The sequence below is a fragment of the Mycobacterium sp. 1245111.1 genome, from assembly GCF_001673405.1.
Lineage (GTDB): Bacteria > Actinomycetota > Actinomycetes > Mycobacteriales > Mycobacteriaceae > Mycobacterium.
Genome location: NZ_LZLV01000004.1, coordinates 65,656 through 88,448 on the forward strand (window position 1 = coordinate 65,656; position 22,793 = coordinate 88,448).

Annotated in this window: 13 protein-coding genes; 4 read left to right on the forward strand and 9 right to left on the reverse strand. The window is 67.3% G+C overall.

The genetic code is table 11. The features are described from left to right. The 5 genes from A5658_RS01040 to A5658_RS01060 form a co-directional block, all read right to left on the reverse strand. The gene (locus A5658_RS01040) at positions 1–429 is read right to left on the reverse strand and encodes a CBS domain-containing protein (RefSeq protein WP_067329866.1); all 429 of its coding nucleotides are present in this window, start codon (positions 427–429) and stop codon (positions 1–3) included. Between the two features lie 96 nt (positions 430–525). After that, positions 526–1,188 (reverse strand): hypothetical protein, encoded by a 663-nt coding sequence (locus A5658_RS01045; RefSeq protein ID WP_231997163.1) that lies wholly within the window; start codon positions 1,186–1,188, stop codon positions 526–528. A gap of 22 nt (positions 1,189–1,210) precedes the next feature. Then, positions 1,211–2,050: a transglutaminase family protein gene (locus A5658_RS01050; RefSeq protein ID WP_067329871.1), complete on the reverse strand. Its 840-nt coding sequence runs from the start codon at positions 2,048–2,050 to the stop codon at positions 1,211–1,213. Further along, positions 2,050–3,066: an alpha-E domain-containing protein gene (locus tag A5658_RS01055; RefSeq protein WP_067329874.1), complete on the reverse strand. Its 1,017-nt coding sequence runs from the start codon at positions 3,064–3,066 to the stop codon at positions 2,050–2,052. The genes A5658_RS01050 and A5658_RS01055 overlap by 1 nt, the downstream gene beginning before the upstream one ends. Beyond that, the gene (locus tag A5658_RS01060) at positions 3,066–4,700 is read right to left on the reverse strand and encodes a circularly permuted type 2 ATP-grasp protein (RefSeq protein WP_067330018.1); all 1,635 of its coding nucleotides are present in this window, start codon (positions 4,698–4,700) and stop codon (positions 3,066–3,068) included. The genes A5658_RS01055 and A5658_RS01060 overlap by 1 nt, the downstream gene beginning before the upstream one ends. A 209-nt stretch (positions 4,701–4,909) precedes the next feature. Between A5658_RS01060 and rpsT the strand changes: the two genes are divergently transcribed. Next, a complete protein-coding gene (gene rpsT, locus A5658_RS01065) occupies positions 4,910–5,176 on the forward strand; it encodes a 30S ribosomal protein S20 (protein WP_067329878.1) in 267 nt (88 codons plus the stop codon). A gap of 14 nt (positions 5,177–5,190) precedes the next feature. Here the strand turns inward: rpsT and holA are convergent, their stop codons facing one another. The 3 genes from holA to A5658_RS01080 are packed head-to-tail and all read right to left on the reverse strand — an operon-like array spanning position 5,191 to position 8,555. Then, positions 5,191–6,153: a DNA polymerase III subunit delta gene (holA, locus tag A5658_RS01070; RefSeq protein WP_067329881.1), complete on the reverse strand. Its 963-nt coding sequence runs from the start codon at positions 6,151–6,153 to the stop codon at positions 5,191–5,193. A gap of 12 nt (positions 6,154–6,165) precedes the next feature. Beyond that, complete coding sequence (locus A5658_RS01075; protein ID WP_067329884.1) at positions 6,166–7,725, reverse strand: ComEC/Rec2 family competence protein; 1,560 nt, start codon at positions 7,723–7,725, stop codon at positions 6,166–6,168. A gap of 5 nt (positions 7,726–7,730) precedes the next feature. Beyond that, positions 7,731–8,555 (reverse strand): ComEA family DNA-binding protein, encoded by an 825-nt coding sequence (locus tag A5658_RS01080; protein WP_067329887.1) that lies wholly within the window; start codon positions 8,553–8,555, stop codon positions 7,731–7,733. A 178-nt stretch (positions 8,556–8,733) separates the two neighbouring features. Between A5658_RS01080 and A5658_RS01085 the strand changes: the two genes are divergently transcribed. The 3 genes from A5658_RS01085 to A5658_RS01095 are packed head-to-tail and all read left to right on the forward strand — an operon-like array spanning position 8,734 to position 11,451. Beyond that, complete coding sequence (locus tag A5658_RS01085) at positions 8,734–9,894, forward strand: acyl-CoA dehydrogenase family protein (protein ID WP_067329890.1); 1,161 nt, start codon at positions 8,734–8,736, stop codon at positions 9,892–9,894. A gap of 13 nt (positions 9,895–9,907) precedes the next feature. Then, positions 9,908–11,020 carry an acyl-CoA dehydrogenase family protein gene (locus A5658_RS01090; RefSeq protein WP_067329894.1) on the forward strand — a complete coding sequence of 371 codons (1,113 nt, stop codon included), beginning with the start codon at positions 9,908–9,910 and terminating at the stop codon, positions 11,018–11,020. An 8-nt stretch (positions 11,021–11,028) separates the two neighbouring features. After that, positions 11,029–11,451 carry a PPOX class F420-dependent oxidoreductase gene (locus tag A5658_RS01095; protein WP_067329899.1) on the forward strand — a complete coding sequence of 141 codons (423 nt, stop codon included), beginning with the start codon at positions 11,029–11,031 and terminating at the stop codon, positions 11,449–11,451. A gap of 12 nt (positions 11,452–11,463) precedes the next feature. Here the strand turns inward: A5658_RS01095 and A5658_RS01100 are convergent, their stop codons facing one another. Further along, on the reverse strand, positions 11,464–22,518 hold the full coding sequence (locus A5658_RS01100; protein ID WP_067329903.1) for a type I polyketide synthase: 11,055 nt from the start codon (positions 22,516–22,518) through the stop codon (positions 11,464–11,466). Positions 22,519–22,793 lie beyond the last annotated feature (275 nt).

A 22,793-nucleotide genomic window follows, 5' to 3' on the forward strand; every position in this document is an offset into this window, starting at 1 on the left:
TCAGCCCTGAGTGATGTAGGACTGCAGCTGCTCGTGCTCGCTTTCCAGCTCTTCCATCCGTGTCTTCACGACGTCGCCGATGCTCACGATGCCGATCAAGTTCCCGTCCTCGAGCACCGGCACATGCCGCACCCGGTGCTCGGTCATCAGCAACGTGAGACTGTCGACAGTGTCCGACTTGCTACAGGTCGACACCATCGACGTCATGATCTTCTCGACCGGCTGGGACAACAGCGACGCGCCATGGGCGTGCAGCTGGCGCACTACGTCGCGCTCGGAGACGATGCCTTTGAGGCCATCGGGCCCGGCTACCACCATCGCGCCGATGTTGTGCTCGGCGAGCCCGGCGAGCAACTCGGCCACCGTCGCCTGCGGGTTGATCGTCACCACCGCGTCGCCTTTGCCGCGCAACACATCTGCTATCCGCATCGAGCCTCCCCGTCGAGTGTGACCAGCTTCACATCAAGGCTACGACGAGATCGGCCGGCGTGTAAGTAGCTGGACGAAATGCGCGAAACGGCCAGGTCAGACCGGTGCGGCAGGGTCGTCGCGGCGTGTCGGTAGGTGAATGCCGACCACTAACAACCACGCGAGTGCCGCGACCCGGGCCACCGGCAGTATCGGTCCCACGGCGGTCCAGGCCAGCACCAGCATCGTCGTCTCGCAGAGCGTGGCGATCGCGATACCAGCCCACACAGTGGTTCGCGGCAACCGCCCACCGGCCGCGACGCCCGCGATCAGAATGCCGAGCGCCACCACGTGCCCGGGGCCGCCGATCAAGAAGGTCAGCAGATAGAGCGCGCGCACCAACGAGGTGTCGCCGGCGATCTCGGGGCGCGACATCACCCAACCCAGCAAGCCGGTCAGGGCCAGGCCGCCGGCCGCCAACGTCCCGCCCGCCAACGCGACCGTCGGCCCCGCCCCGTTGACGCCAAGCCAACGCAGCCGCGAACTGACGGTCGCGGTGTAAATCGCAAGCAGCACTGACGATCCGAACACCGCGACCGCCATGATGTGCAGCGCCAACGACTGGGTCTGCACGTAGTGCTGCACGGCAGCGGTCGAGCCGTAGGGCAACGGCATGATGCCCCCGATCGAGATGCCAACGCCGAGACCGCCGAACAGCAGCGCAATCGACAGACCGGCGAGTAGTGCCGGCGACGGTCCGTCGTGCCGCGATTCCATCATGCCGGAACGATAGAACGAAAGACTATGCCAATCGGGTGATTTCGACGACGACATCGAGGTCGGTAGCACCCTGCCCCGAGTAGATCCCTTTCAGCGGCGAGACGTCGGCGTAGTCACGGCCGACGCCGACCGTCACGTACTGCTCGTTGATCTCGCTGTCGATGGTGGGGTCATAATCCCACCATCCTCCCGTCCAGGCCTGAATCCACGCGTGGCTCTGGCCGTCGACGACCTCTCCGATGGCGGCGTCGGGGTCGGGGTGGTGGTACCCGGAGACGTAACGGGCAGGAATTCCCATGCTGCGCAACACCATCAGCGATAGGTGAACGAAATCCTGGCAGACGCCTTTGCCCTTACTAAGCGCGTCCAGGCCAGACGAGTACACCCCGGTGCTGCCCTTGACGTAGTCCAGTTCGTTGCGCACCCACTCAGCCGCCGCGAGCACGGCATCCGCGGGAGCGTGCTCCTTGGCGATCTGTTTTCCCACGCCCGCAATGCGTTTGCTTGCCGGCGCGTGATAGGTCGGGCTCAGTAATTCGTCGTATCGGTCGATCACGGATTCACTGCGGAGTTCTGGCCAGGTCAGCTGTTGAGACGGCGGGTCGGGCTTGTCGGTCTCGACCACGGACGCGGACGTAACCGTCAATTCGGTATGCGGCGCGTGTAGGTCGAACGCCGTCACCGCGGTGCCCCAGTAGTCCACGTAGCGGTACGACCGTGTCGCCGGCACGGTTTCGACACGATTGAGGACGACGTTCTGCCGGGAATCGGATCGTGGTGTGAGCCGAGCTTCGTTGTAGGAAGCCGTCGCCGGCGACGGATACGCATAGCCGGTCGCGTGCAGCACGCGAGTGCGCCACATCAGCTCTTCCCCTGCTTGGTCGACTTGGTCGACTTGGTCGACTTGGTCGACTTGGCAGGCGCCGGATCGCGCTGGCCGGCGTCAGTCCAGGCGACCCACGGCACGGCGTGAAAGTACTGCACTGCCAAGGCTTCTCCCACGTCGGAACACGACTTCTGTAAGCCGGCCAGCCGCCTCTCCAGCGACTCGAGGAGCACGCCAGGCCGCACGAATTCGAGTTCGCTGCGGGCCCGGCCCAGCAGACGCTGCGGCTCGGAAAGGGTGCCGACGTTGCCGTGCGAGTTGCGCAGCAGCTCATCGAGGTGGTGCTCGGCCATTTTCAACGAGAAGAAGATCGACCGGGGGAAACGCCGATCGAGCAGAATGAACTCGACGACCCGATTGGCGTCCAGCACACCGCGATACGTGCGTAGGTAGGTGTCGTGGCCGCCGGCAGCGCGCAGCACGGTGACCCATGCCGGGGACGCCGCGCTGTCACCGACCCGCGACAGCAGCATGCGCACCGTCATGTCGACCCGCTCGATCGAGCGGCCGAGCATCATGAAGCGGTAGCCGTCGTCGCGGGACAGCGTCGAGTCGGCGAGGCCGGCGAACATTGCTGCGCGGCCCTCGATGAACGACAAAAATTCATGCGGCCCAAGGCGTTTGGCGGTGCGTATCCGCTCACCAAGTGCGTTGTAGGTGGTATTCAGGCACTCCCACGTCTCGGTGGAAGTGACCTCGCGCGCCGATCGTGCGTTCTCGCGAGCCGCGGTGATGGCGTCGACGATCGAGCTGCCGCCGCCCAGGGTGTTACGCCGAAAGGCCACCACGTCGGTCAGCGACCACAAGTCCAGCGTGTCGTCGGGCTCTTCAATTCCTAAGACCTGCAGCAAGACTCGTGAGGTGTGGTCGGGATCGACGCTGGAATCCTCCAGCAGCTGGTGCACCGTGACGTCGAGAATGCGCGCCGTGTCATCGGCGCGCTCGACGTACCGACCGATCCAGTACAGCGCCTCTGCATTGCGCGCGAGCATCAGCGAATCACCGCCTGCTGTTGTTGTTGAGCCGGCTGCTGCTTCGGGCCCGATTTCATCTGCGACTGACGCTGCCGCTGGACCGGCTTCTCGGCGGCCTCCTCATCGGCCGCGGTGGCCGGTGGCGGCAGTGCCTTGACCACTTCGGCCGCACCCAGCTCATGGTCCTCTGCCGACGTCTTCGACGCCAACACCCAGGTGTCCTTGGAGCCGCCCCCCTGGCTGGAGTTCACCACCCGCGATCCTTCAACGAGCGCCACCCGGGTCAAGCCACCGGGAAGCACCCAGATGTCGTCGCCGTCGTTGACGATGAACGGACGCAGGTCGACATACCGCGGGGTGAGCTTCTCGCCGATCTGGGTGGGCACCGTCGACAGCTGCATCATCGGCTGAGCAATCCAGCCCCGCGGGTCGTCACGGATGCTTTTGCTGATCGCGTTCAGTTCCTTGTTGGACGCCTCGGGGCCGAACACGATGCCGTAGCCACCCGAGCCCTCGACAGGCTTGATCACCAGCTCGGCAACCCGGTCGAGCACCTCTTCGCGTTCGTCGTCCAACCAGCATCGGTAGGTGTCCACGTTGGCCAACAGCGGCTTCTCGCCCAGGTAGTACTCGATGATCGTCGGCACGTAGGTGTAGACGAGTTTGTCATCCCCGACCCCGTTGCCGACGGCGCTGGAGATCACCACATTGCCGGCGCGCGCGGCGTTGAGCAGGCCGGCCACACCGAGCACCGAATCGGGCTTGAACTGCATCGGGTCCAGGAACACGTCGTCGATGCGGCGATAGATGACGTCGACCTGACGCTCCCCTTCGGTGGTGCGCATGTAGACCTGGTTGTCCCGACAGAACAGGTCGCGGCCCTCGACCAACTCCACGCCCATCTGGCGAGCCAGCAGCGAATGCTCGAAGTAGGCCGAGTTGTAGACGCCCGGCGTCAGCACCACGACCGTCGGGTCGGCTTCGTTGGTGGCCGCGCTGTTGCGCAGCGCACGCAGCAGATGCGAGGCGTAATCGTCCACGGCGCGCACCCGGTGGCTGGCGAAAAGGTTCGGAAAAACTCGCGCCATCGTGCGCCGGTTCTCCATCACATACGACACCCCCGACGGGGAGCGCAGGTTGTCCTCGAGCACCCGCCAGGTGCCCTTCTCGTCCTTGATCAGGTCGATGCCCGCGACGTGGATGCGCACACCATTGGGTGGCACGATGCCGACGGCCTGGCGGTGGAAGTGCTCGCAGGAGGTGATCAGCCGACGCGGGATGACGCCGTCACGCAGGATCTCCTGGTCGCCGTAGATGTCGTCGAGGTATGCCTCGAGCGCCTTGACGCGCTGGATCAGGCCGCGCTCCAGCTTCGTCCACTCGGCGGCGGCAATCACTCGCGGAACTTGATCCAGCGGAAATGGCCGCTCCTGGCCCGACAGCGAGAAGGTAATGCCCTGGTCGACGAACGCCCGGCTCAGCGCCTCGGCGCGGTCGTCGAGATCGTCGGCGCTCGACGGCGCCAGCTCCCGGTAGATGCCCTTGTAGGGGCCCCGAACGTTGCCCTCGGCGTCGAACATCTCGTCAAAGGCGTCGGAATAGCCGTCGACGGAGTTATAGCCCTCGAAAATATGCGCATAGTTCTTCGACATGCCTTGCTTTTGCCGCCTGGTCTCGGCGGGAGCGGTTCGAACGGCCACGTTGACATGCTGCATCAGATCGTGCGGCTCCGCAGGGTCAGCGTCTTCGCTTTGGGGGAATGCACGGCGGACTGATACCCTGAGCAGTCGCCGCTCAAGCGTCAATACGCTCCGGCAACCCGTGACATCACAAGCCGCTGATATTTGAAGAGGAATTACGCGTGGCCAACATCAAGTCGCAGCAAAAGCGCAACCGCACCAACGAGCGCGCGCGACTGCGCAACAAGTCGGTGAAGTCGTCGCTTCGCACGGCTGTCCGCGCGTTCCGCGAGGCCGCCGAGGCCGGCGAGAAGGACAAGGCCGCCGAGCTGCTGGTCTCGACCAGCCGCAAGCTCGACAAGGCCGCCAGCAAGGGCGTGATCCACAAGAACCAGGCTGCGAACAAGAAGTCCGCTCTCGCCCACGCGCTGAACAAGCTCAGCAGCTAGTCCGCTTACTCGGCTTACTCGGCGACGAGTTCCGCGACCTTTCGCACCGCCGCCTCCAAGGCGTAGTCCGCGTCCGCGGCTGCCCCTTTCACATCGGCGTTGAGCGCCGCCACCAGCCGCATCGCGGTGGCCACCGAATCGCGGGACCAACGCCGCGCCTGCTTCTGGGCCTTCTGCACCCGCCAAGGCGGCATTCCCAGTTCCGACGCCAACCGGTAGGGGTCGCCGGACAGCGAGCCGACCCGTCCGATGCTGTGGACGGCCTCGGCCAGCGCGTCGGCCAACACCACATGCGGTTCGCCGCGCAGCATCGCCCAGCGCAGCGCCTCGACCGCTCCCTCGACGTCGCCCACCACCGCCTTGTCGGCGATATCGAACCCCTTCACCTCGGCCTTGCCGTGGTGATAGCGCCGCACCGCCGCGACGTCCACCTGCCCGCCGGTGTCCGCGACCAACTGCGAACAGGCCGAGGCCAATTCGCGGACATCGGAGCCGACCGCGTCGAGTAACGCTGTGAGTGTGTCATCGTCGAGCTTGACCTTCAGTGCGCGAAACTCCTTGCGCACGAAGTCCATCCGCTCGCCGGCCTTGGTGATCCGCGCGCACGGATACACCTGGGCGCCCAACTTCTGCAGCTGATTGGCCAGGGCTTTGGCCCGCCCGCCGCCGGAATGCACGACGACCAGCTCGGTGCCCGCCGGCACGTCGGCTGCAGCTTTGGCGATCAACTCGGCGGCTTCCTTGCCGGCATCACCGGCGGCCTCCAAGACGACGACGCGCTCGTCGGCGAACAGCGACGGGCTGAGCAGTTCGGCCAGTTCGTAGACGCCGACGTCGCCGGCCCGGACCCGGTCCACCGGGACGTCGTCGGTGCCTGCGCGCTTGCGCGCCGCCCGCAGCACGTCCGCGACGGCACGCTCGACCAGCAGCGCCTCGTCCCCGAGCACGAGATGTACTGCCGAATCCTGCTGGCTCACCGGTTGATCGTGTCACGTCGGGCCGACAGGTCCGCCGACCCCTGCCAGCAGACCGGACAGCGACCAGGCCAGCAGTGCGCAGACGGCCAACGCCAGGCCCGCCCGAAACCACCACCACCGCCACAGCAGCACCGCGAGCAGTCCCGCCGCGCCGACCACCAACACGCCGGAAAACCCTGACGGCACAGCCACACTCGCACCGGGCACACTCGCCGACCAGTGCGCGATCCGCAGCAGCCACCACACTTCCGGACCGGTGAACCGAATCAGCAGCTGCGCGCCGGCCGGCCAGCACAGCCACAACGCCGCAGCGGCGCTTCCCAGCACCGTGATCGGCGCGACCAACGCCGCGACCGCGAGATTGGCCGCCGCCGACACCAGGCTGACCCGGCCCGAGATGCCGGCGATCAGCGGTGCGGTCACCAGCTGCGCCGCACAGGCCACGCAGACTGCGTCCGCCAGCGGCTTGGGCCAGCCCGCCGCGACCAGGCGTCGCGACCAGATCGGCGCAATCACGACCAGCGCCGCGGTCGCCACTACCGACAACGCCAAACCCACGTCCACGGCCAACTGCGGCGCGACAACCATCAACACCAGCACCGTGGCGGCCAACGCCGGAACCGCTTGCCGGCGCCGTGACGACAGCACACCCACCAGCGCGATCGCGCCCATCAACGCCGCCCGCAACACACTGGCCGAGGGCTGCACCACGATGACGAACAGCACCAGCGCGACGCCGGCCAGACCGACTGCGGCCCGCGGGCCGATCAAGCGCGCCGAAAACAGCACCGCCCCACACACGATCGTGACGTTGGCGCCGGACACCGCAGTCAGGTGCGTCAGGCCGGCGACGCGGAACTCTTGACTGGTGATCGGGGTGACCGTCGACATGTCGCCGAGTACCAGTGCCGGCAGCATGGCGGCCTGGTCTGCGGGCAACACGCGACGGGCCGCGTCCGCGAATCCCGCGCGAACCGCGTACGCGGCGCGGTTCAACGGTCCGGCACGACCCAGCGTCGGCGCACCGACCGCGGTGACCACCGCGACCGTCAGATCGCGACGAGTCGGCGCCGCGACGCGAGCACGAAAGCGCATCGGCTGACCGACCATCACCACACCGAAATCTCGCGCGGGTGCGAAAACCACTGCGCGGCCTGATGTTTCGTCGTGTCCGAGCTGGCGCAGTTTGGCGCGGAACAGCAGATGACCGCGACCTACCGACCGCGCGCTTTCGACCGGTGTGACCGCCACCTCGACGGTGCTGCCGAATGCCGCGGTGATCGGGTGGTGCGCGACCGCGTCGACCCGCAACGAGATTGCGAATCCGAAGCCCGCCCCGACCACCCCCGCGGCGGCCAGGCCGATACCGATGGCTCGCATCGCCGGCCGGTCGGCCCGCAGGCGCGACAGCAGCGCACCCGCCGCACCCGCTGCCAGACAGATCCATCCGGCGACCGTGCCGATCGGCCAGATGATTCCGGCAGCGGTCACGACCCAACTGGTCAGCGCCGCCGGCACCAGGCGAGCATCCAGCCGCGCCGCGGTCGGGTCGGCGACGGGTGGTTGCGCCACCGGCCTCAGACACGGACCAGCGGACGCAGCTTCTCCAGGCGTCCGGGGCCGATCCCGTCGACCTCACCGAGCTGGTCGACGCTGGTGAACTTGCCGTGGGCGTCCCGCCACGCAACGATCGCGGCAGCCATCACCGGACCCACTCCCGGCAGCGTGTCCAACTGCTGCACGGTCGCGGTGTTCAGGTTGATCGGCTGAGACGGCGCGCCCTTGGCCGGGCGGGACGCCGAACTCGTGGGCCCGGGAGCCCTCGAGCCCGGGCTCACCGCGCTGCCCAGGACCGCGGGCTGGCCGTTGACCGGTGCGATCCCCACCACGATCTGCTCGCCGTCGTCGACCTGGCGGGCCATGTTGAGCCCGATGGTGTCGGCGCCGTCGGTGGTGCCCCCGGCCGCCGTCAGCGCGTCGGCGATGCGTGCACCGGGTGCCAGCGTGACCAGGCCGGGTGTGTGCACCAGGCCGACGACGCTGACCACGACGGGCTGGTTCGGCCGGGCGGACGGGCTCGGGTCGCGGCTCGCCGAGGCCGCCATGTCCACCGGCGGCAGCTTCGCCGACGCGACGGGCGCTGGCTGTTCGCGCATCAGCGTGAAGATGGTGACCAGCACGGCGATCGCCGCGACCGCCGCCAACGCAACCGCACCCGCGCGACCAGGGTCAGCCCGGATCTTGGCCAACCAGCCGTCCTGCGCCGGACCGTCGGGAACCCACCGAGGCAGCAGGGAGTTCGGGTCGTTGTCGACATCGTCGCGGTCGTCGGATTCCTCGTCCGCGCCCGGCTGGGCACCGAGTCGGCGGTGCAAACGCTCGGCGGGAAGTTCTGTTCGCATGCGCCGACGGTAGAGCCGCCCACCACCGCCACGACGGCCTCGCGGGGCTCCCCGGGTGCCGTCTGTGAATCGAATGGCGACTGTGCATGAACGATTCAGCGTCGAGCCGCCTGACTGGTTGGTTGGGCGGCCGGATAACGTGCACACAGGTCCGACAGATGCAGCAGAGGAGACAGCCATGCAACTGGCGCTCACGAAGGACGAAGCCGCCCTCCGCGACGAGCTACGCGAGTTTTATACGACGAAGATCCCCGCGGAGATCCGGGAGCGGACCCGCGCGGGCGAAGGCCTCGACCGCGACGACATCGCGACCAGCCACAAGATCCTCAACGAGCATGGCTTGGCGGTGCCGCACTGGCCGCTCGAATGGGGCGGCAAGGACTGGACGCCGGCCCAGCATCAGATCTGGCTCGATGAGATGCAACTGGCCTGCGTGCCAGAGCCACTGAATTTCAACGCCAAAATGGTCGGCCCGGTGATCGCCGAGTTCGGCTCGCAGGAAATCAAGGAACGCTTCCTGCCGCCGACGGCCGCCCTGGACATCTGGTGGTGCCAGGGGTTCTCCGAGCCCGAAGCCGGCTCCGACCTGGCGTCGCTGCGCACCACCGCGCTGCGCGACGGCGACAGCTACGTCGTCAACGGTCAGAAGACCTGGACGACGCTCGGCCAGTACGCCGACTGGATCTTCTGCCTGGTACGCACCGACCCGCAGGCACCCAAAAAGCAGGCCGGCATCTCGTTCCTGCTCATCGATCTGGATACCCCGGGCATCACGATGCGCCCGATCAAGTTGATCGACGGCAGCGTAGAGGTCAACGAGGTGTTCTTCGAAGACGTCCGGGTGCCCGCTAATCAGCTTGTCGGCGAAGAGAATCAGGGCTGGAGCTACGCGAAATTCCTGCTGGGGAACGAACGCACCGGTATCGCCCAAGTCGGTCGTACCAAGGTCCGGCTCGCGGACGTGAAGAAGCGAGCCGCCGACACCGGCCTGCTCAAGGATCCGCTGTTCGCGGCCCGGGTCGCGGAGGCCGAAAACGACTTGCTGGCACTGGAACTCACCCAGATGCGCGTCGCGTCCGGCTCGAAGGGCGGCAAGCCCAACCCGGCGTCGTCGGTGCTGAAACTGCGCGGCAGCCAGCTGCAGCAGATCGCCACCGAATTGCTCGTCGAGGTCGCCGGCCCTGACGCGCTGCCGTACGACGCCGGTGACGACATCGCATCGCCGTCGTGGGCGCAGGGCAGCGCACCGCATTACCTGAACTACCGCAAGACGTCGATTTACGGCGGTAGCAACGAAGTTCAGCGCACCATCATCGCGTCGACCATTCTCGGCTTGTAAGGCAGGAATAGACATGGACTTTCAACTGAGCGAAGAACAGACGCTGTTGCGCGACACCACCCGCGACTTGCTGGCCCGGAGCTACGACGCCGAAAGCCGGATCAAGGTCATCGAGTCCGACCTGGGCTGGAGCAAGGACGTGTGGAAGCAACTGGCCGAGACCGGCATCCTCGGATTGGGATTCGACCCCGACGAGGCCGGGCAGATCGAAGTGATCACCGTGCTCACCGAAATCGGACGACGGCTGGCGCCGGAACCCGTCGTGCATGCGGCGCTCGGGCCGGGCGCGATCATCGCCGAGATCGGCAATGACGCCCAAAAGGAGTTGCTCGGCGAGGTCGCCGAGGGTGAGCGGTTGTTGGCGTTCGCGCATCTGGAGCCGGGCGCACGTGGCTCTGCCATCGAGACCGTCGCGACGACGGCTGTGCAGCAAGGTGATTCGTGGGTGCTGAGCGGTCACAAGAACCCGGTACTGGCCGGCGACTCAGCCGACACCTTGGTCGTCAGCGCGAAGCTGCCCGACGGTGGAGTCGGCCTGTTCCTGGTCGACAGCGAGGCGGTCAGCCGCCATCCGTACCGCACCTTCGACGGCCAGCGCGGCGCGCAGATCGACCTGGACGACGCGGCCGGCGAGCCGCTCGGCGATGACGCGACACAGCATTCTAAGGCCATTCGCAACGGCCTGGTCCGCATCCAATCCGCGCTGTGCGCCGAGGCGGTCGGCGCCATGGAAGAGGCGCTGCGGTTGACGACCGATTACCTCAAGCAGCGCAAGCAGTTCGGCGTCACGCTGAATACATTCCAGACGCTGACCCAGCGCTCGGCAGACATGTACGTGTCGCTGGAGTTGGCACGCAGCATGAACCTCTACGCGGGAATGTCGGTCGCCGACGGCAACTTCGACCCGGTGATCGCGGCGCGCGCCAAGCTGCAGATCGGCCGCTCGGGCCGCCACATCAGCCAGGAAGCCATCCAGCTGCACGGCGGCATCGGGATGACAAACGAATACCCGGTCGGCCACTACGCGGCGCGGCTGACCGCGATCGACCACACGCTGGGATCGTCGCAAGATCAGCTGCATGTGCTGATCGACCACGTCGACGACTACGACGTGGTCACGCTCTGAGGGCCGAGGTGGCTGACCTCTCAGAAGAAGTCATCGCGTTTCTTTCCGACGGCACCCGCACCGGGATGTTGGGATTCCTGGCGTCCGATGGGCGGCCGTTGGTCGCTCCGGTGTGGTTCATCGTCGACAACGGCCAGCTGGTGTTCACTACCGGTGCCGAGAGCGCGAAAGGCCGTGCGCTCAGCCGAGATCCGCGCGTCGTGGTGTGCGTCGACGACCCGCATCCGCCGTTCTCGTTCGTTCAGGTGCAAGGCATTGCTACCACCTACGACGGCGCCGGGGATCTGCTCGACATCGCGACGCGGATCAGCGGCCGCTATATGGGCGCCGACCGTGCCGGCGAATTCGGTAGGCGCAACGCCGTTCCCGGCGAGTTGGTGGTGCGGGTTCAGCCGACGAAGGTCAACGCGGCGTTTCGCGTCGCCGACTGAACCCGCCTGAGGTCAGCTCTGTTCGGCGGCTGGCTCGGACTCCGTCTCCGACTGCCCTTCAACGGCGTTCGGCTCAGCAACGGCGTCCAGCTCAGCAACGGCTGCCGGCTCAGCAACGGCTTCCGACTCCGCGTCAGGCATTTGCGCCGCGAGGTACTCGCCAAGCCCGCCGATCGTCGGGTAGTCGAAAACCGCAGTGGCATTGATCGTGAACTTCCCGCCGAACTGGCTGTGCAACCGGTTTCGTAGTTCGACCGCCATCAACGAGTCGGTACCCAGATCCAGGAATCGGCTCGTCGCCGCGGGCGGTTGCGCGAGCCGCAGGAAACCCTGCACCTCGCGCTGCAGGAATTCGGTGATGAACGTCGCCCGCTCGGATACCGGAAGTTCCTGCAGTTGCTTGAGCAACTCGCTGTCGACCACCTCGGACATTTCGCTGGGCAGCACCAGATCCAGGATCGGTGGCCGCGAGCTGCCCATGACTTTCGCCGCCCGCGCCCAGTTGGCCTTCAGGACCGTCGCCTGCCCGGTGCCGTTGGCAACCACTTCCGCGAGCGCACCGAGTGCACCCGACGCATCCAGCGGAAGCAGGCCCTGCGCACTGATATTGGAGCTGGCAGCCTCCGACGAGGCCATACCGGCGCCACCCCACGGACCGAAGTTGATCGCAGTGGCCGGCAGGCCGTGTGCCTTGCGGTCCGCGATCAGACCGTCGAGCAACGCGTTGGCCGTCGAGTAGTTGGCCTGCCCCGGCGGGCCGAGCAAGCTCGACACCGACGAGGACACGACGAAGAAGTCGAGCTTGTCGTCCCTCGTCAGCCTGTCCAGGTAGAACGCGCCGAACGCCTTGGGCGCCAACGTCGTCCGGAAGCGGTCCAGATCCTGTTGGCCCAGCAGCGCATCATCGAGGACACCGGCCAGGTGCGCGATACCCGCAAGCGGCGGAAGCTCACCGCGGATACGCTCGAGCAGCTTCTCGACGTCCGACTCGTTACCGACATCCGCCGAGAAGGTGTGGACGCGGGCCTTGTAACGCTCGGTGATGTCGTCGATCGTCTTGCGCGCCTCGGCGTCCGGCTCACGCCGACTGGTCAACACGATGTCACCGGCCCCACGTTGCGCCAGGTACGACGCTGTGCTCAGACCTATGGCGCCCAGACCACCGGTGATCAGGTAGGTCCGATCCGGCCGCGGCGCAAGCGGAGTCGGCATTTGGCAGACGATCTTGCCGATGTGCCGGGCCTGTTGCATGCGGCGGAACGCCGTCCTGGCCTCCGTCAACGGATAGATCTCGGCGGGCAGTGGCGTCCACTCGCCCTTGGCCAATCCGTCCGACACCTCGGTGAGCAGGTCGCGGATGCGGTCGGGTTCGGTGAACATCACCGTGTCCAATGCGACGATCTCGTAGGCGATGTCGGGCCGCGCCTCGGCCATCTGCTCATGCGTCCAGATGTCGCGCTTGGCAATCTCAGCGAATCGACCGTTCTTCGCGGTGGCCCGCACGGTCGCCTCGATGAACCCTTCGCTGGTGAGGGAGTTGAGTACTACGTCGACCCCCGCGCCGTCGGTGTCCTCTAATATTTGATCGGCGAAATCGGTTGTGCGCGAGTCGTACACATGCTTCACGCCGAGCTTGCGCAGCGTCGCTCGCTTGAAGGTGCTCGCCGTCGCGTAGACCTCGGCGCCGTGCTGTTGCGCCATCTGGATGGCGGCCAGCCCCACACCGCCACTGGCGGCGTGAATCAACACCCTGTCGCCCGGATTCAGCTTCGACCAGTCGAACGACAGCCGCACCGTGAGCGCCGCGGCCGGAATAGTCGCGGCCTCAACCGCACTCACACCGTCGGGGATCGGAGCAAGGAACTGGGCCGGCACGTTGAACCGGCTGGCGAACGCGCCCTGCATGGTGCCGTAGACCCGCTGACCGACTTCCAGTCCGGTCACGCCCTCGCCCAATTGAGTGACGGTACCGGCGAAGTCGCCACCGACCGGCCCGGGGTCGCCCGGGTAGAGACCCAGCACGTTGAGCACGTCGCGGAAGTTCAGGCCCGCGGCCTCGACCCGTACCTGCACATACCCCTCGTCCGGCGGCAGCACTTCCTTCTCGGTCAGACGCAGGTTGTCGATCGCGCCGCGCTCGGTGGGGAGCAGGGCGTAATCGTCGGCGCGCGGCACACTGAGGTGACCGCTGCGCGACCACTGCAGCAACCGGGATGCCAACGCTTTCCCTTGGCGCAGAGCCAGTTCCGGCTCGTCAACCGGAGTGGCGAGCATGCCGGTCAGCAGCTTCACCGCCTCCGGCGAACCGTCGATATCGATCAGCTTGCTGCGCAGTCCGGGCTCCTCGTTGAGGACCGTGCGTCCGAGTCCCCACAGCGCCGCCTGCACCGCGTCCACCGGCTCGCCCGATTCGGTGGCCACCGCGCGTTCGGTGACGATCCACAACCCGCCGGGCAGCTTCACCGAATTGTCGGCCTGCGCGGTGTGCACGGCGCTGAGCAGGTTCTCGATCTCGGCTTCCAGCCGCGAGATCTGCTCTGCGGTCGACTCTTCGGCCGGTCGCCTGGAACTGCGCCAGACGATGCCCGTGTACGGCATGCCCTTCTCGTGCGCCTGTGCGAGCGCCTGGCCCAGTAGCTCGGAGTCGTGGCTCCGGTCGAAAGGGATGCAACCCGGCAGCGCGGCCGCCAGTTCGCTGAACCCGGCGACCAGCCAGGTGCCGCTCGGGGTCACGGCCTCCTCGCTCGCCGCCAGTGGCACCTCATGCCAGCCGAGGGTGTACAGCAGCCGGGTCGCATCGCCACCGAGGCCGCGCAGCAACGCTTCGCGCGGCGCCCGCTTGACGGTGAAGCCGCGAATCCCACCCAGGTTGCGGCCGTCGCGATCGATGTAATCGAGGTCGAACACCTGGGTTTCGCCGTCGAGTTCGTTCGTGTGCCACTTCGCCCGGCAGTAGAACCGGCGCGGCATCTTGTCCTTCAGCGTCACCTGCTCATAGCGCAGCGGCAGAAACAGGCCGCTCACGCCCTGTTCGGCCGCGCGCAGCGCCGGGAACGCCGGGAACGCGACACCGGTGCACAGGTCCATCAGGACCGGATGCATCGGCTCGGTGCCGAGGTTCTCGGACAGTTCCTCACCGACCGAGATGTCACCGATCGCTTCACCTTCGCCCAACCACAACGACTTCAGCGACCCGGACCAGTTCGGACCCCACGACAGTTCCATGTCGTCGAACGTCTCGAACAACTCCTGCGGACGCATGCGCTCCATCCGCTCGATCGCCGCGTCGATCGGCTCCTCCGCGTCGACTGACTCCGGCTCCTCACCGACGCCGGCTATTGCGGTTCCATCGGCATTCAGCGACCACTCGGCGTCCTTGACGCCGTACGGCCGGCTGTGCACCTGGAACTTCCAGCCCTCCTCCAGCGGACTCAGCGTCAGCTGCACCTCACGAGAAGCCTTCTCGGGCAGGATGATCGGCTCGTAGAAGAAGACCTCCTTGACGTGCGCCGGGGTTCCCACCGCGGCCAAGGCCATCGCGGCATACGTGGCACCGGGAACGACGACGGTGCCGTAGATGACGTGGTCGTTGAGCCACGGCTGCGACTTGACCGACAGACGGCTGGTGTAGACCGAATCGCCGGACGCCAGATCCTTTCCACTGCCGAGCAATCCGGACATCGCCGGGCCGTCGACCGTGATCGCCGAGCTCTTCGGCCAGAAGCGACGACGCTGGAACGGATACGTCGGCAACTCCAGCCGGCGGCCATGGTGCTGGTGCAGCGCCTCGAACGTGGGCCGGTGGCCGCTGACATAGGCGTTGGCCAACGCGTCGGCGATCTGGCGACGGTCGGCCACCCCCTTGCGCAGCGATACGATCGCGCGCGGTGCGGCCAGGTGCTCCGGCCAGACCTGTACAGCGGCACCGGTCAGCACCGGCTGCGGACCGATCTCCATCAGCACCGAGCAGCCCAGCGCCGCAACGGTACGCACGCTCTCGGCGAACTGCACCGGCTGACGAGAATGCTTGCGCCAGTACTGCGCGTCCAGCGGGGTCTCCGCCGTGAGGATGGATCCGGTCCGGTTGCAGACCAGCGGCAGCGTCGGCGTCGCGAACTCGAATTGGCTTGCGTAGGACTCGAACTCGCCGAGCACCGGCTCCAGCAGTTCGGAGTGGAACGCGTGGCTGGTCTCCAGCCACGTGCAGCGCACGGCGTCCTCGCTGAACTTGGCGACGATCTGTTCGAGGTCCTCCCCCAGGCCCGACAGCACCGTGTTCGGCCCGTTGTACGCGCCGACCGACACCTTCGGGAATTCGCCGGTGACCTGCTCGACCTGCTTGGGGTCGGCGAAGACCGCCACCATGCGGCCACCTGCGGGCAGGCTGCCGAACAACCGGCCGCGCTCGGCCATCAGGCGCACGCCGTCCTCGAGGCTGAATACACCCGCGACGCAGGCCGCGGCGTACTGACCAACGCTGTGCCCCAGCACCACGTCGGGCTCGATGCCCCAGGACTGCCACAGCCGAGCCAGGCCCATCTCGATGGCAAACAACGCGGGCTGCGCAAATGAGGTGTGCTTCAGCCGTTCTCCGGCCTTACCACCGGTCTCGCGGTCGGTTGCGAAGATCACCTCGAGCAGCGGCTCCGGCAGCAGATCGCTGACCGCGTCGGCGCAACGTTTCACCGTTTCGGCGAAAACGGGCTCGGCATCGAACAGTTCGCGCGCCATGCCGGCGTACTGGCTGCCCTGTCCGGTGAACAGCCACGCCGTGGTCGGCCGGTCGGTGCACTCCCCGCGGACCACGCCGGGACGCAGTTGGCCGGCAGCCAGGTCGGCCAGGCCCTCACTCGCGGTTTGCGCCGAATCCACCACCAGAGCGGCGCGGTGCTCGAAGTGCGAACGTCCCACCCCGGCTGTCAAGCACACCTCGGCGATGTCGGCCTCCAGGTGGTTGTCCAGCCAGGAGCCGTACCGCTGTGCCAACTCGACCAGCGCCTCCGGAGAACGCGCCGACAGCGGCAACACGTTCACCGACTCGCCCTGGCCGTCCGAATCCGGTAGTGCGACAACGTCGTCCGTCGGCTGCTCGCCGACGATCAGCGGCTGCGGCGCCGGCGCCTCTTCGATCAGCACGTGAGCGTTGGTGCCGGTGAATCCGAACGAACTCACACCGGCGCGACGGGGCCGGCCGTTGGCCTCCCACGGGGTCGACTTGTCGACGACCTTCACGGGCAACGAGCCCCACGGGATGTGCGGCGACGGGTTGTCGAAGTGCAGGCTCTGCGGCAGCACGTTGTTCTGCAGCGACAGCACGACCTTGATCAGACCGGCTGCGCCCGACGCGGATTCGGTGTGACCGATGTTGGTCTTCACCGACCCCATCAGCAACGGGCGGTTGGCCTCGCGGGACGCGCCGTATACGGCACCGGCCGCTTGGACCTCGATCGGGTCACCGAGCGGAGTGCCCGTCCCGTGCGCCTCGAGGTAGTCGACGTCACCGCCGGACAGTCCGGCCCTGGCCAATGCCGTCGCGATAAGCCGTTGCTGGGCACCGCCGTTGGGTACCGTCAGGCCGCTGGACGCACCGTCTTGGTTGACTGCGCTACCCGGGATCACCGCGGCGATGCGGTCGCCGTCGCGCTGGGCGTCGCTGAGCCGCTTGAGCACCAGGATGCCGCAGCCCTCACTGCGGACGTAGCCGTCGGCCGACGCGTCGAACGTTTTGCACTGCCCCACCGGCGACAGCATCCGCGCACGGGACGCGGCGACCACCGTCACCGGGCTCAGCAGGACGTTGACCCCGCCGGCCAGCGCGAGATCGCAGTCACCGGAGTGCAATGCCTGCACGGCCTGGTGCACGGCCACCAGCGACGAGCTGCACGCGGTGTCGACCGCGACGGCCGGTCCCTCGAACCCGAGCGCGAAGGCAACACGGCCTGAGATGGCGTTGAGCGCGTTGCCGGTGATGAAGTACGGCTCTATCTTGTCGATCGACTCGGCCGACAACAGGTGGGCGTATTCGTTGGCGGCTACACCGGCGAAGACGCCGGTTCGGCTGCCGCGCAACGCCGCCGGCGAGTAGCCGGCCCGCTCAAGGCCTTCCCAGACCGTCTCGAGCATCAGACGCTGCTGCGGTTCGATCCAGACGGCCTCACGCGGCGAGATGCCGAAGAATTCGGGGTCGAATCCGTCGATGCCGTCCAGGAATCCGCCGAAGCGGGTGTAGGTCTTGCCCGGGCTGTCGGGGTCCGGGTCGTAGAACTCGTCGATGTCGAAGCGGTCCTCGGGGACCTCGCGGATCGCGTTGACGCCACCGGACAACAGGTCCCAGAATGCTTCCGGGTTAGGGGCGCCCGGGAATCGGCACGATACCGCGATGATCGCGATCGGCTCGTCGGAGCGGGCCACCGCGGTGGCGACCGCCGGTCCGGACTTCTGCTCGGTCAACGCCAGCACGTCGCTGAGCAGATAATCGACCGTGTCGGACAGGCGCGGGTGGTCCATCGCCAAGGTGGCCGGGATCTCCTTGCCGACGTTCTGCTCGATGCGGCGACGCAGTTCGACAGCCATCAGCGAGTCCATGCCGAGGTCGAAAAAGCCCGCGTCCTCGCGGATCTCGGACGGGTCGACCCGGGTCACGTCGGCCACCGCGTCGCGCAGGAAGTCCGACATCAGCTTGCGGCGTTGCTGCACAGGCGCATTGGTGAGCCGCTCGACCAGTTCGGTCTTGCCGGACGCCGTGGTCACCGGCGCCACCGCGGCGGGCACCTCTCGCTCCAACTCGGCGAGGAACGCCCGCCGGCCCGAGTTCTGGTACAGCGGAAGGAATTTTGCCCAGTCGATCCGAGCCACCACACCGGAGGCCGCGCCGTGCTCGCGGGACACGGAGATCAGGTCGGCCAGGCCCGCGAGCGCGTCGGCCGGCGACAGGGTCTTGATGCCGCGTTTGGCCAACTTGGCCCGCGATTCCGCGTCGGCCATGCCCGCCGACCACGGACCGAAGTTCGCGCCGACAGCGGCGACGCCCTGCTCACGCAGGCGCCAGGTCAGCCCGTCCAGGAAGGCGTTGGCCGCGCCGTAGGCGGTCTGGCCGTATCCGCCCCACACCGATGCGATCGACGAGGTGGTGACGAAGAAGTCCAGCTTCAGTTCCGGCGCTGCTTCGCTCAGATGCCAAGCACCCCAGACTTTTCCGGCGAAGACCCGGTCGACTTCGGCGTCGGTGAGGTCGGCCAGCGGGGTGGTGTCGATCTCCCCTGCGGCGTGCACGATGCCGGCCAGCGGCGGCAGGTCGGCCTTGATGGTCGATAGCAGCCGCGAGACGTCGTCGGCGTCCGCGACATCGGCCGTGACGACCCGGATGTCGCTGCCGTGCTGCTCGGTCAGCGCGTCGATGCGCTTTTGTGCGGCGTCGCTCGGCGAGCGGCGGCTGGTCAGCACCAGGTGCTTAGCTCCGCCCGAGGCCAGGTATCCCGCGATCTCCAGACCGATCGAGCCCAGTCCGCCGGTCACCAAATACGTTGCGTCGTCGCGCAGTGCCAGCGGCGCCGCGCTTGGCTGCGCGGTCCGTCGCACCAGCCGCGGCACGTAGACGTCGTGCCCGCGCACGGCGACCTGGTCTTCGCGGCGCGGTTCGGCCGCGGCCTGGTTGACCACCCGCGACCACTCATCGGCGGTGCCTTCAGCCAGGTCGGCCAGGCCACCCCACAGGTGGGGCAACTCCAGCGACGCGGCACGGCCGAATCCCCACAGCGCCGTCTGTTCGGGCGAGACGGTGTCGGTATCGGTAACACGTTGCCCGCCACGGGTAACCACCCAGATCGGAGCCCGCATTTCGGCGGCCGCCGCGGCCCGGAAGAGCCGCCGGGTGCCGGCCAGAACCTGCTGCTGCACCCGCGCCAGCGAACGCTGCGACGGCACGGTGTCGGACTCGACCGCGGAGAAGGCGACGATGCGCAGCGCCGCCGACTCCTCGGCCGCAGCCCGCAGGGTCGTCGCGAGCTCCTGCTCGTCGGCATCGGATGCCGGCAGGTCGATGATCCGGTGCTTCTGACCGCGCTCGGTAAGCGCCTCGATCAACGGTGCCACCGCGTCGCCGTTGTCCCCGATCAGCAGCCAGGTGGCCGACTCGGTCGGGTCGGATGCCGCCGCGTCGAGCTTGTCCCAACGGAACTCGTAACGCGCATCGGTGATCGACCTGTTCTTGCGCTGCTGATTATGTTGTGCCGCAAGCTTTGTCAGGACGCTGATGGTCTGACCGTCGTCACCGGCCCCGCCGAGCAGCGTGGCCAGTTCCTCGATCTTGCCGTCTTCGAGCAGCCGAACGGTCTCGCTGGTCGACGACACATGCGACTGCTGCGTCGGCATTTCACGGTTATCCCGGAACCAGTACTGACGGTGCTGGAACGGGTAGGTCGGCAGGTCGAGCTTGCGCGCCGAACCTTGCAGGACGGCATCAAAGTCGGGCAGAGCGCCGAGCGCGTAGGCGTCGCCGAGGGCTTCGGTGATCTGACGGTGGTCGTCGGTGTTCTTGCGCAGCGACGCGATCGCGCGCGGCGTGGTGGCCGGGTCGGGCCAAGCGCGCAGCGCCGCGGCGGTGAGCACCGGTTGCGGGCCGATCTCCAGCAGCACCTTGCAGCTCAGGTCCGACAAGGTTTGCACGCTCTTGGCGAACTCGACCGGTTGACGCGCGTGGCGACGCCAGTAGTTGCCGTCGATCTTCTGGCTGCGGCCGATTACCGCCCCGGTGCGGTTGTCGATCAGAATGCGTTGCGGCGACGCGTATGTGAAGCCGTCCGCGTACTTCTCGAACTCGTCGAGGATCGGGTCCAGCAGCGCCGAGTGGAACGCGTGGCTGGTTTCCAGCCAGTCGCAGCGCACACCGTCGGCGGTCAGCGTTGACACGGCCTTGTCCAAATCGGCTGCGGGACCGGACAATACGGTGTTGGCCCCGTTGTACGCGGCGACCGACAGGCTCGGGAACTGGTCGGTCAGGCTCTCGACCCGCTCCGCGGTGGCGAACACCGCAACCATCCGACCGCCCGACGGCAGGCTGCCGAACAGACGCCCGCGTTCGGCCATCAGCTTCGCGCCGTCCTCCAGGCTGAAGACGCCCGCGACGCAGGCCGCCGAGTATTGGCCGACGCTGTGACCCAGCACGACGGCCGGCTCGAATCCCCACGACTGCCAGAGCCGGGCCAGCCCCATCTCCACCGCGAACAGCGCGGGCTGGGCGTAGGTGGTCTGCCGAAGGGTCTCTTCGGCGGCCGGGCCGTCGACGTCGAAAATCACGTCCAGCAAAGGCTTTTCCAGCACCTCGGCCACCGCTGCGGCGCAGCGGTCAACCGTCTCGGCGAACACCGGCTCGGTGTCGTACAGCTCGCGCGCCATGCCGGGGTACTGGCTGCCCTGGCCGGTGAACAGCCAGGCCGTCTTGGGCGTGGCGTCGGAAACACCGCGCACCAGGCCGGGCGCCGGGCGGTCGTCGGCCAATGCGCCGAGCAGTTCGCTGGCAGATTCCTTGGAGTTGACTACCAATGCAGCGCGGTGCTCGAAGTGCGCGCGTCCCACCCCGGCGGTCAGGCACACGTCGGCCAGGGTGGCCTCCGGGTGCGCGTTCAGCCAGCTGCGGTACTGGTCGGCGATCTGCACCAGCGCGTCGGGCGTCCGCGCCGAGATCGGCAGGATGCTGAACCGCTTCTCCGAACCCGGCTCGGCCGGGGCGTCGGTGTCCACGATCTGCGGGGCCTTCGCGGGCGCTTCCTCGAGGATGACGTGGGCGTTGGTGCCGGCGAATCCGAACGAGCTGATACCCGCGATACGCGGCTTACCGTTGCGTTTCCATGGAGTCGCTTCCTTGACCACCTCGAGCGCAAGGCGGTCCCAGGGGATGTGCGGCGACGGGTTCTCGAAATGGAGATGCGGTGGCAGCAGCTCGTTTTCGAGCGACAGGATGACCTTGATGACGCCCGCGATGCCTGCGGCGGCCTCCAGGTGTCCGATGTTGGTCTTCGCCGACCCGATCAGCAGTGGGTCGTTGTCCTTGCGCCCCTCACCGAGTACGGCGCCCGCGGCCTGAGCCTCGATCGGATCACCGAGCGACGTGCCGGTTCCGTGCGCCTCCAGGTAGTCGACGTCGGCCGGCGTGAGGCCGGAGCGCTTCAGCGCCTCGGCGATAACCCGTTGCTGGGCAACACCATTGGGCACGGTCAAGCCGCCCGACGCGCCGTCCTGGTTGATCGCGCTGCCGCGGATGACGGCCCGGATGTTGTCGCCGTCGTTGATCGCGTCCTCTAGACGTTTGATGACGATGACGCCGCAGCCCTCGCCGCGCACGTAACCGTCGGCGGCCGCGTCGAAGGTCTTGCATCGGCCGTCCGGTGAGAGCATGTGCGCGCTGGAGAACGTGATCATCGTCGCCGGCGTGAGCAGAACGTTCGCGCCACCGGCCAATGCCAGGTCGCACTCCCCGAGTTGAAGCGCCTGGCATGCCTGGTGGATGGCCACCAACGACGAACTGCAGGCCGTGTCGACGGCGACCGCCGGGCCCTGAAGGCCCAACCGGAAACTGATCCGGCCGGCCGCCGCGGCGTTCGACGTCCCGATCGCCATGTAGGCCTCGATCTCGGGGAACGTCAGCTCACCCGATGCCATGCCGAGATAGTCATGAGTGGCCAAACCGACGAACACACCGGTGTTCGTATTCGCCAAAGATGTTGGCGCGGTGCCGGAATGCTCCACCGCGCGCCACGCCGTCTCCAGCAGCAGCCGATGCTGCGGATCCAGCATCCGGACCTCGCGCGTCGACATCCCAAAGAACGGCGCGTCGAATCCCGTCACGTCATCGACGAAACCCGCCCGCCGCGTCGCCACCTTTCCCGGCGTGTCCGGGTCAGGGTCGAAGAACTCGTCGACGTCCCATCGGTCGGCAGGCACCTCCGAGATTGCGTCGCGGCCTTCACGCAGCACGTCCCAGAACTCGTCGGCGTCGGCGGCCCCCGGAAAGCGCGCCGCATAACCGACGATCGCGAAACGGGGAGGTGACTGCCGGCCTTCGGATGCCATGCGTTGGTGTCCTCTCGGCTTGGGGACTGGTGGAAGATTCGGTCGCCGCACGCGGCCCGGATGCGCAACAGACTTGTCCGCGCGCCCGAGGATTGCAAGTACCGCTCCGGCGGCAGTGCCGGACTCCGCGCACCGTACCCCAGGGTATGGCTCACATCACCCGTTGGCACGCCGGGCGGTTCCTGTCAATAGACGTACTGCTTGCCATTATTAACCCAGTCAAGATCGGTGTACATGCGACCGACGACGGGCGACACTCACAGCCGCGCGGGCTA

What these genes read in the sequence shown, in the direction of transcription:
- A5658_RS01040 (WP_067329866.1), bottom strand. Translation starts at nt 429, where the DNA reads ATGCGGATAGCAGATGTGTTGCGCGGCAAAGGCGACGCGGTGGTGACG.
- A5658_RS01045 (WP_231997163.1), bottom strand. Translation starts at nt 1,188, where the DNA reads ATGATGGAATCGCGGCACGACGGACCGTCGCCGGCACTACTCGCCGGT.
- A5658_RS01050 (WP_067329871.1), bottom strand. Translation starts at nt 2,050, where the DNA reads ATGTGGCGCACTCGCGTGCTGCACGCGACCGGCTATGCGTATCCGTCG.
- A5658_RS01055 (WP_067329874.1), bottom strand. Translation starts at nt 3,066, where the DNA reads ATGCTCGCGCGCAATGCAGAGGCGCTGTACTGGATCGGTCGGTACGTC.
- A5658_RS01060 (WP_067330018.1), bottom strand. Translation starts at nt 4,700, where the DNA reads ATGTCGAAGAACTATGCGCATATTTTCGAGGGCTATAACTCCGTCGAC.
- A5658_RS01080 (WP_067329887.1), bottom strand. Translation starts at nt 8,555, where the DNA reads ATGCGAACAGAACTTCCCGCCGAGCGTTTGCACCGCCGACTCGGTGCC.
- A5658_RS01085 (WP_067329890.1), top strand. Translation starts at nt 8,734, where the DNA reads ATGCAACTGGCGCTCACGAAGGACGAAGCCGCCCTCCGCGACGAGCTA.
- A5658_RS01090 (WP_067329894.1), top strand. Translation starts at nt 9,908, where the DNA reads ATGGACTTTCAACTGAGCGAAGAACAGACGCTGTTGCGCGACACCACC.
- A5658_RS01100 (WP_067329903.1), bottom strand. Translation starts at nt 22,518, where the DNA reads ATGGCATCCGAAGGCCGGCAGTCACCTCCCCGTTTCGCGATCGTCGGT.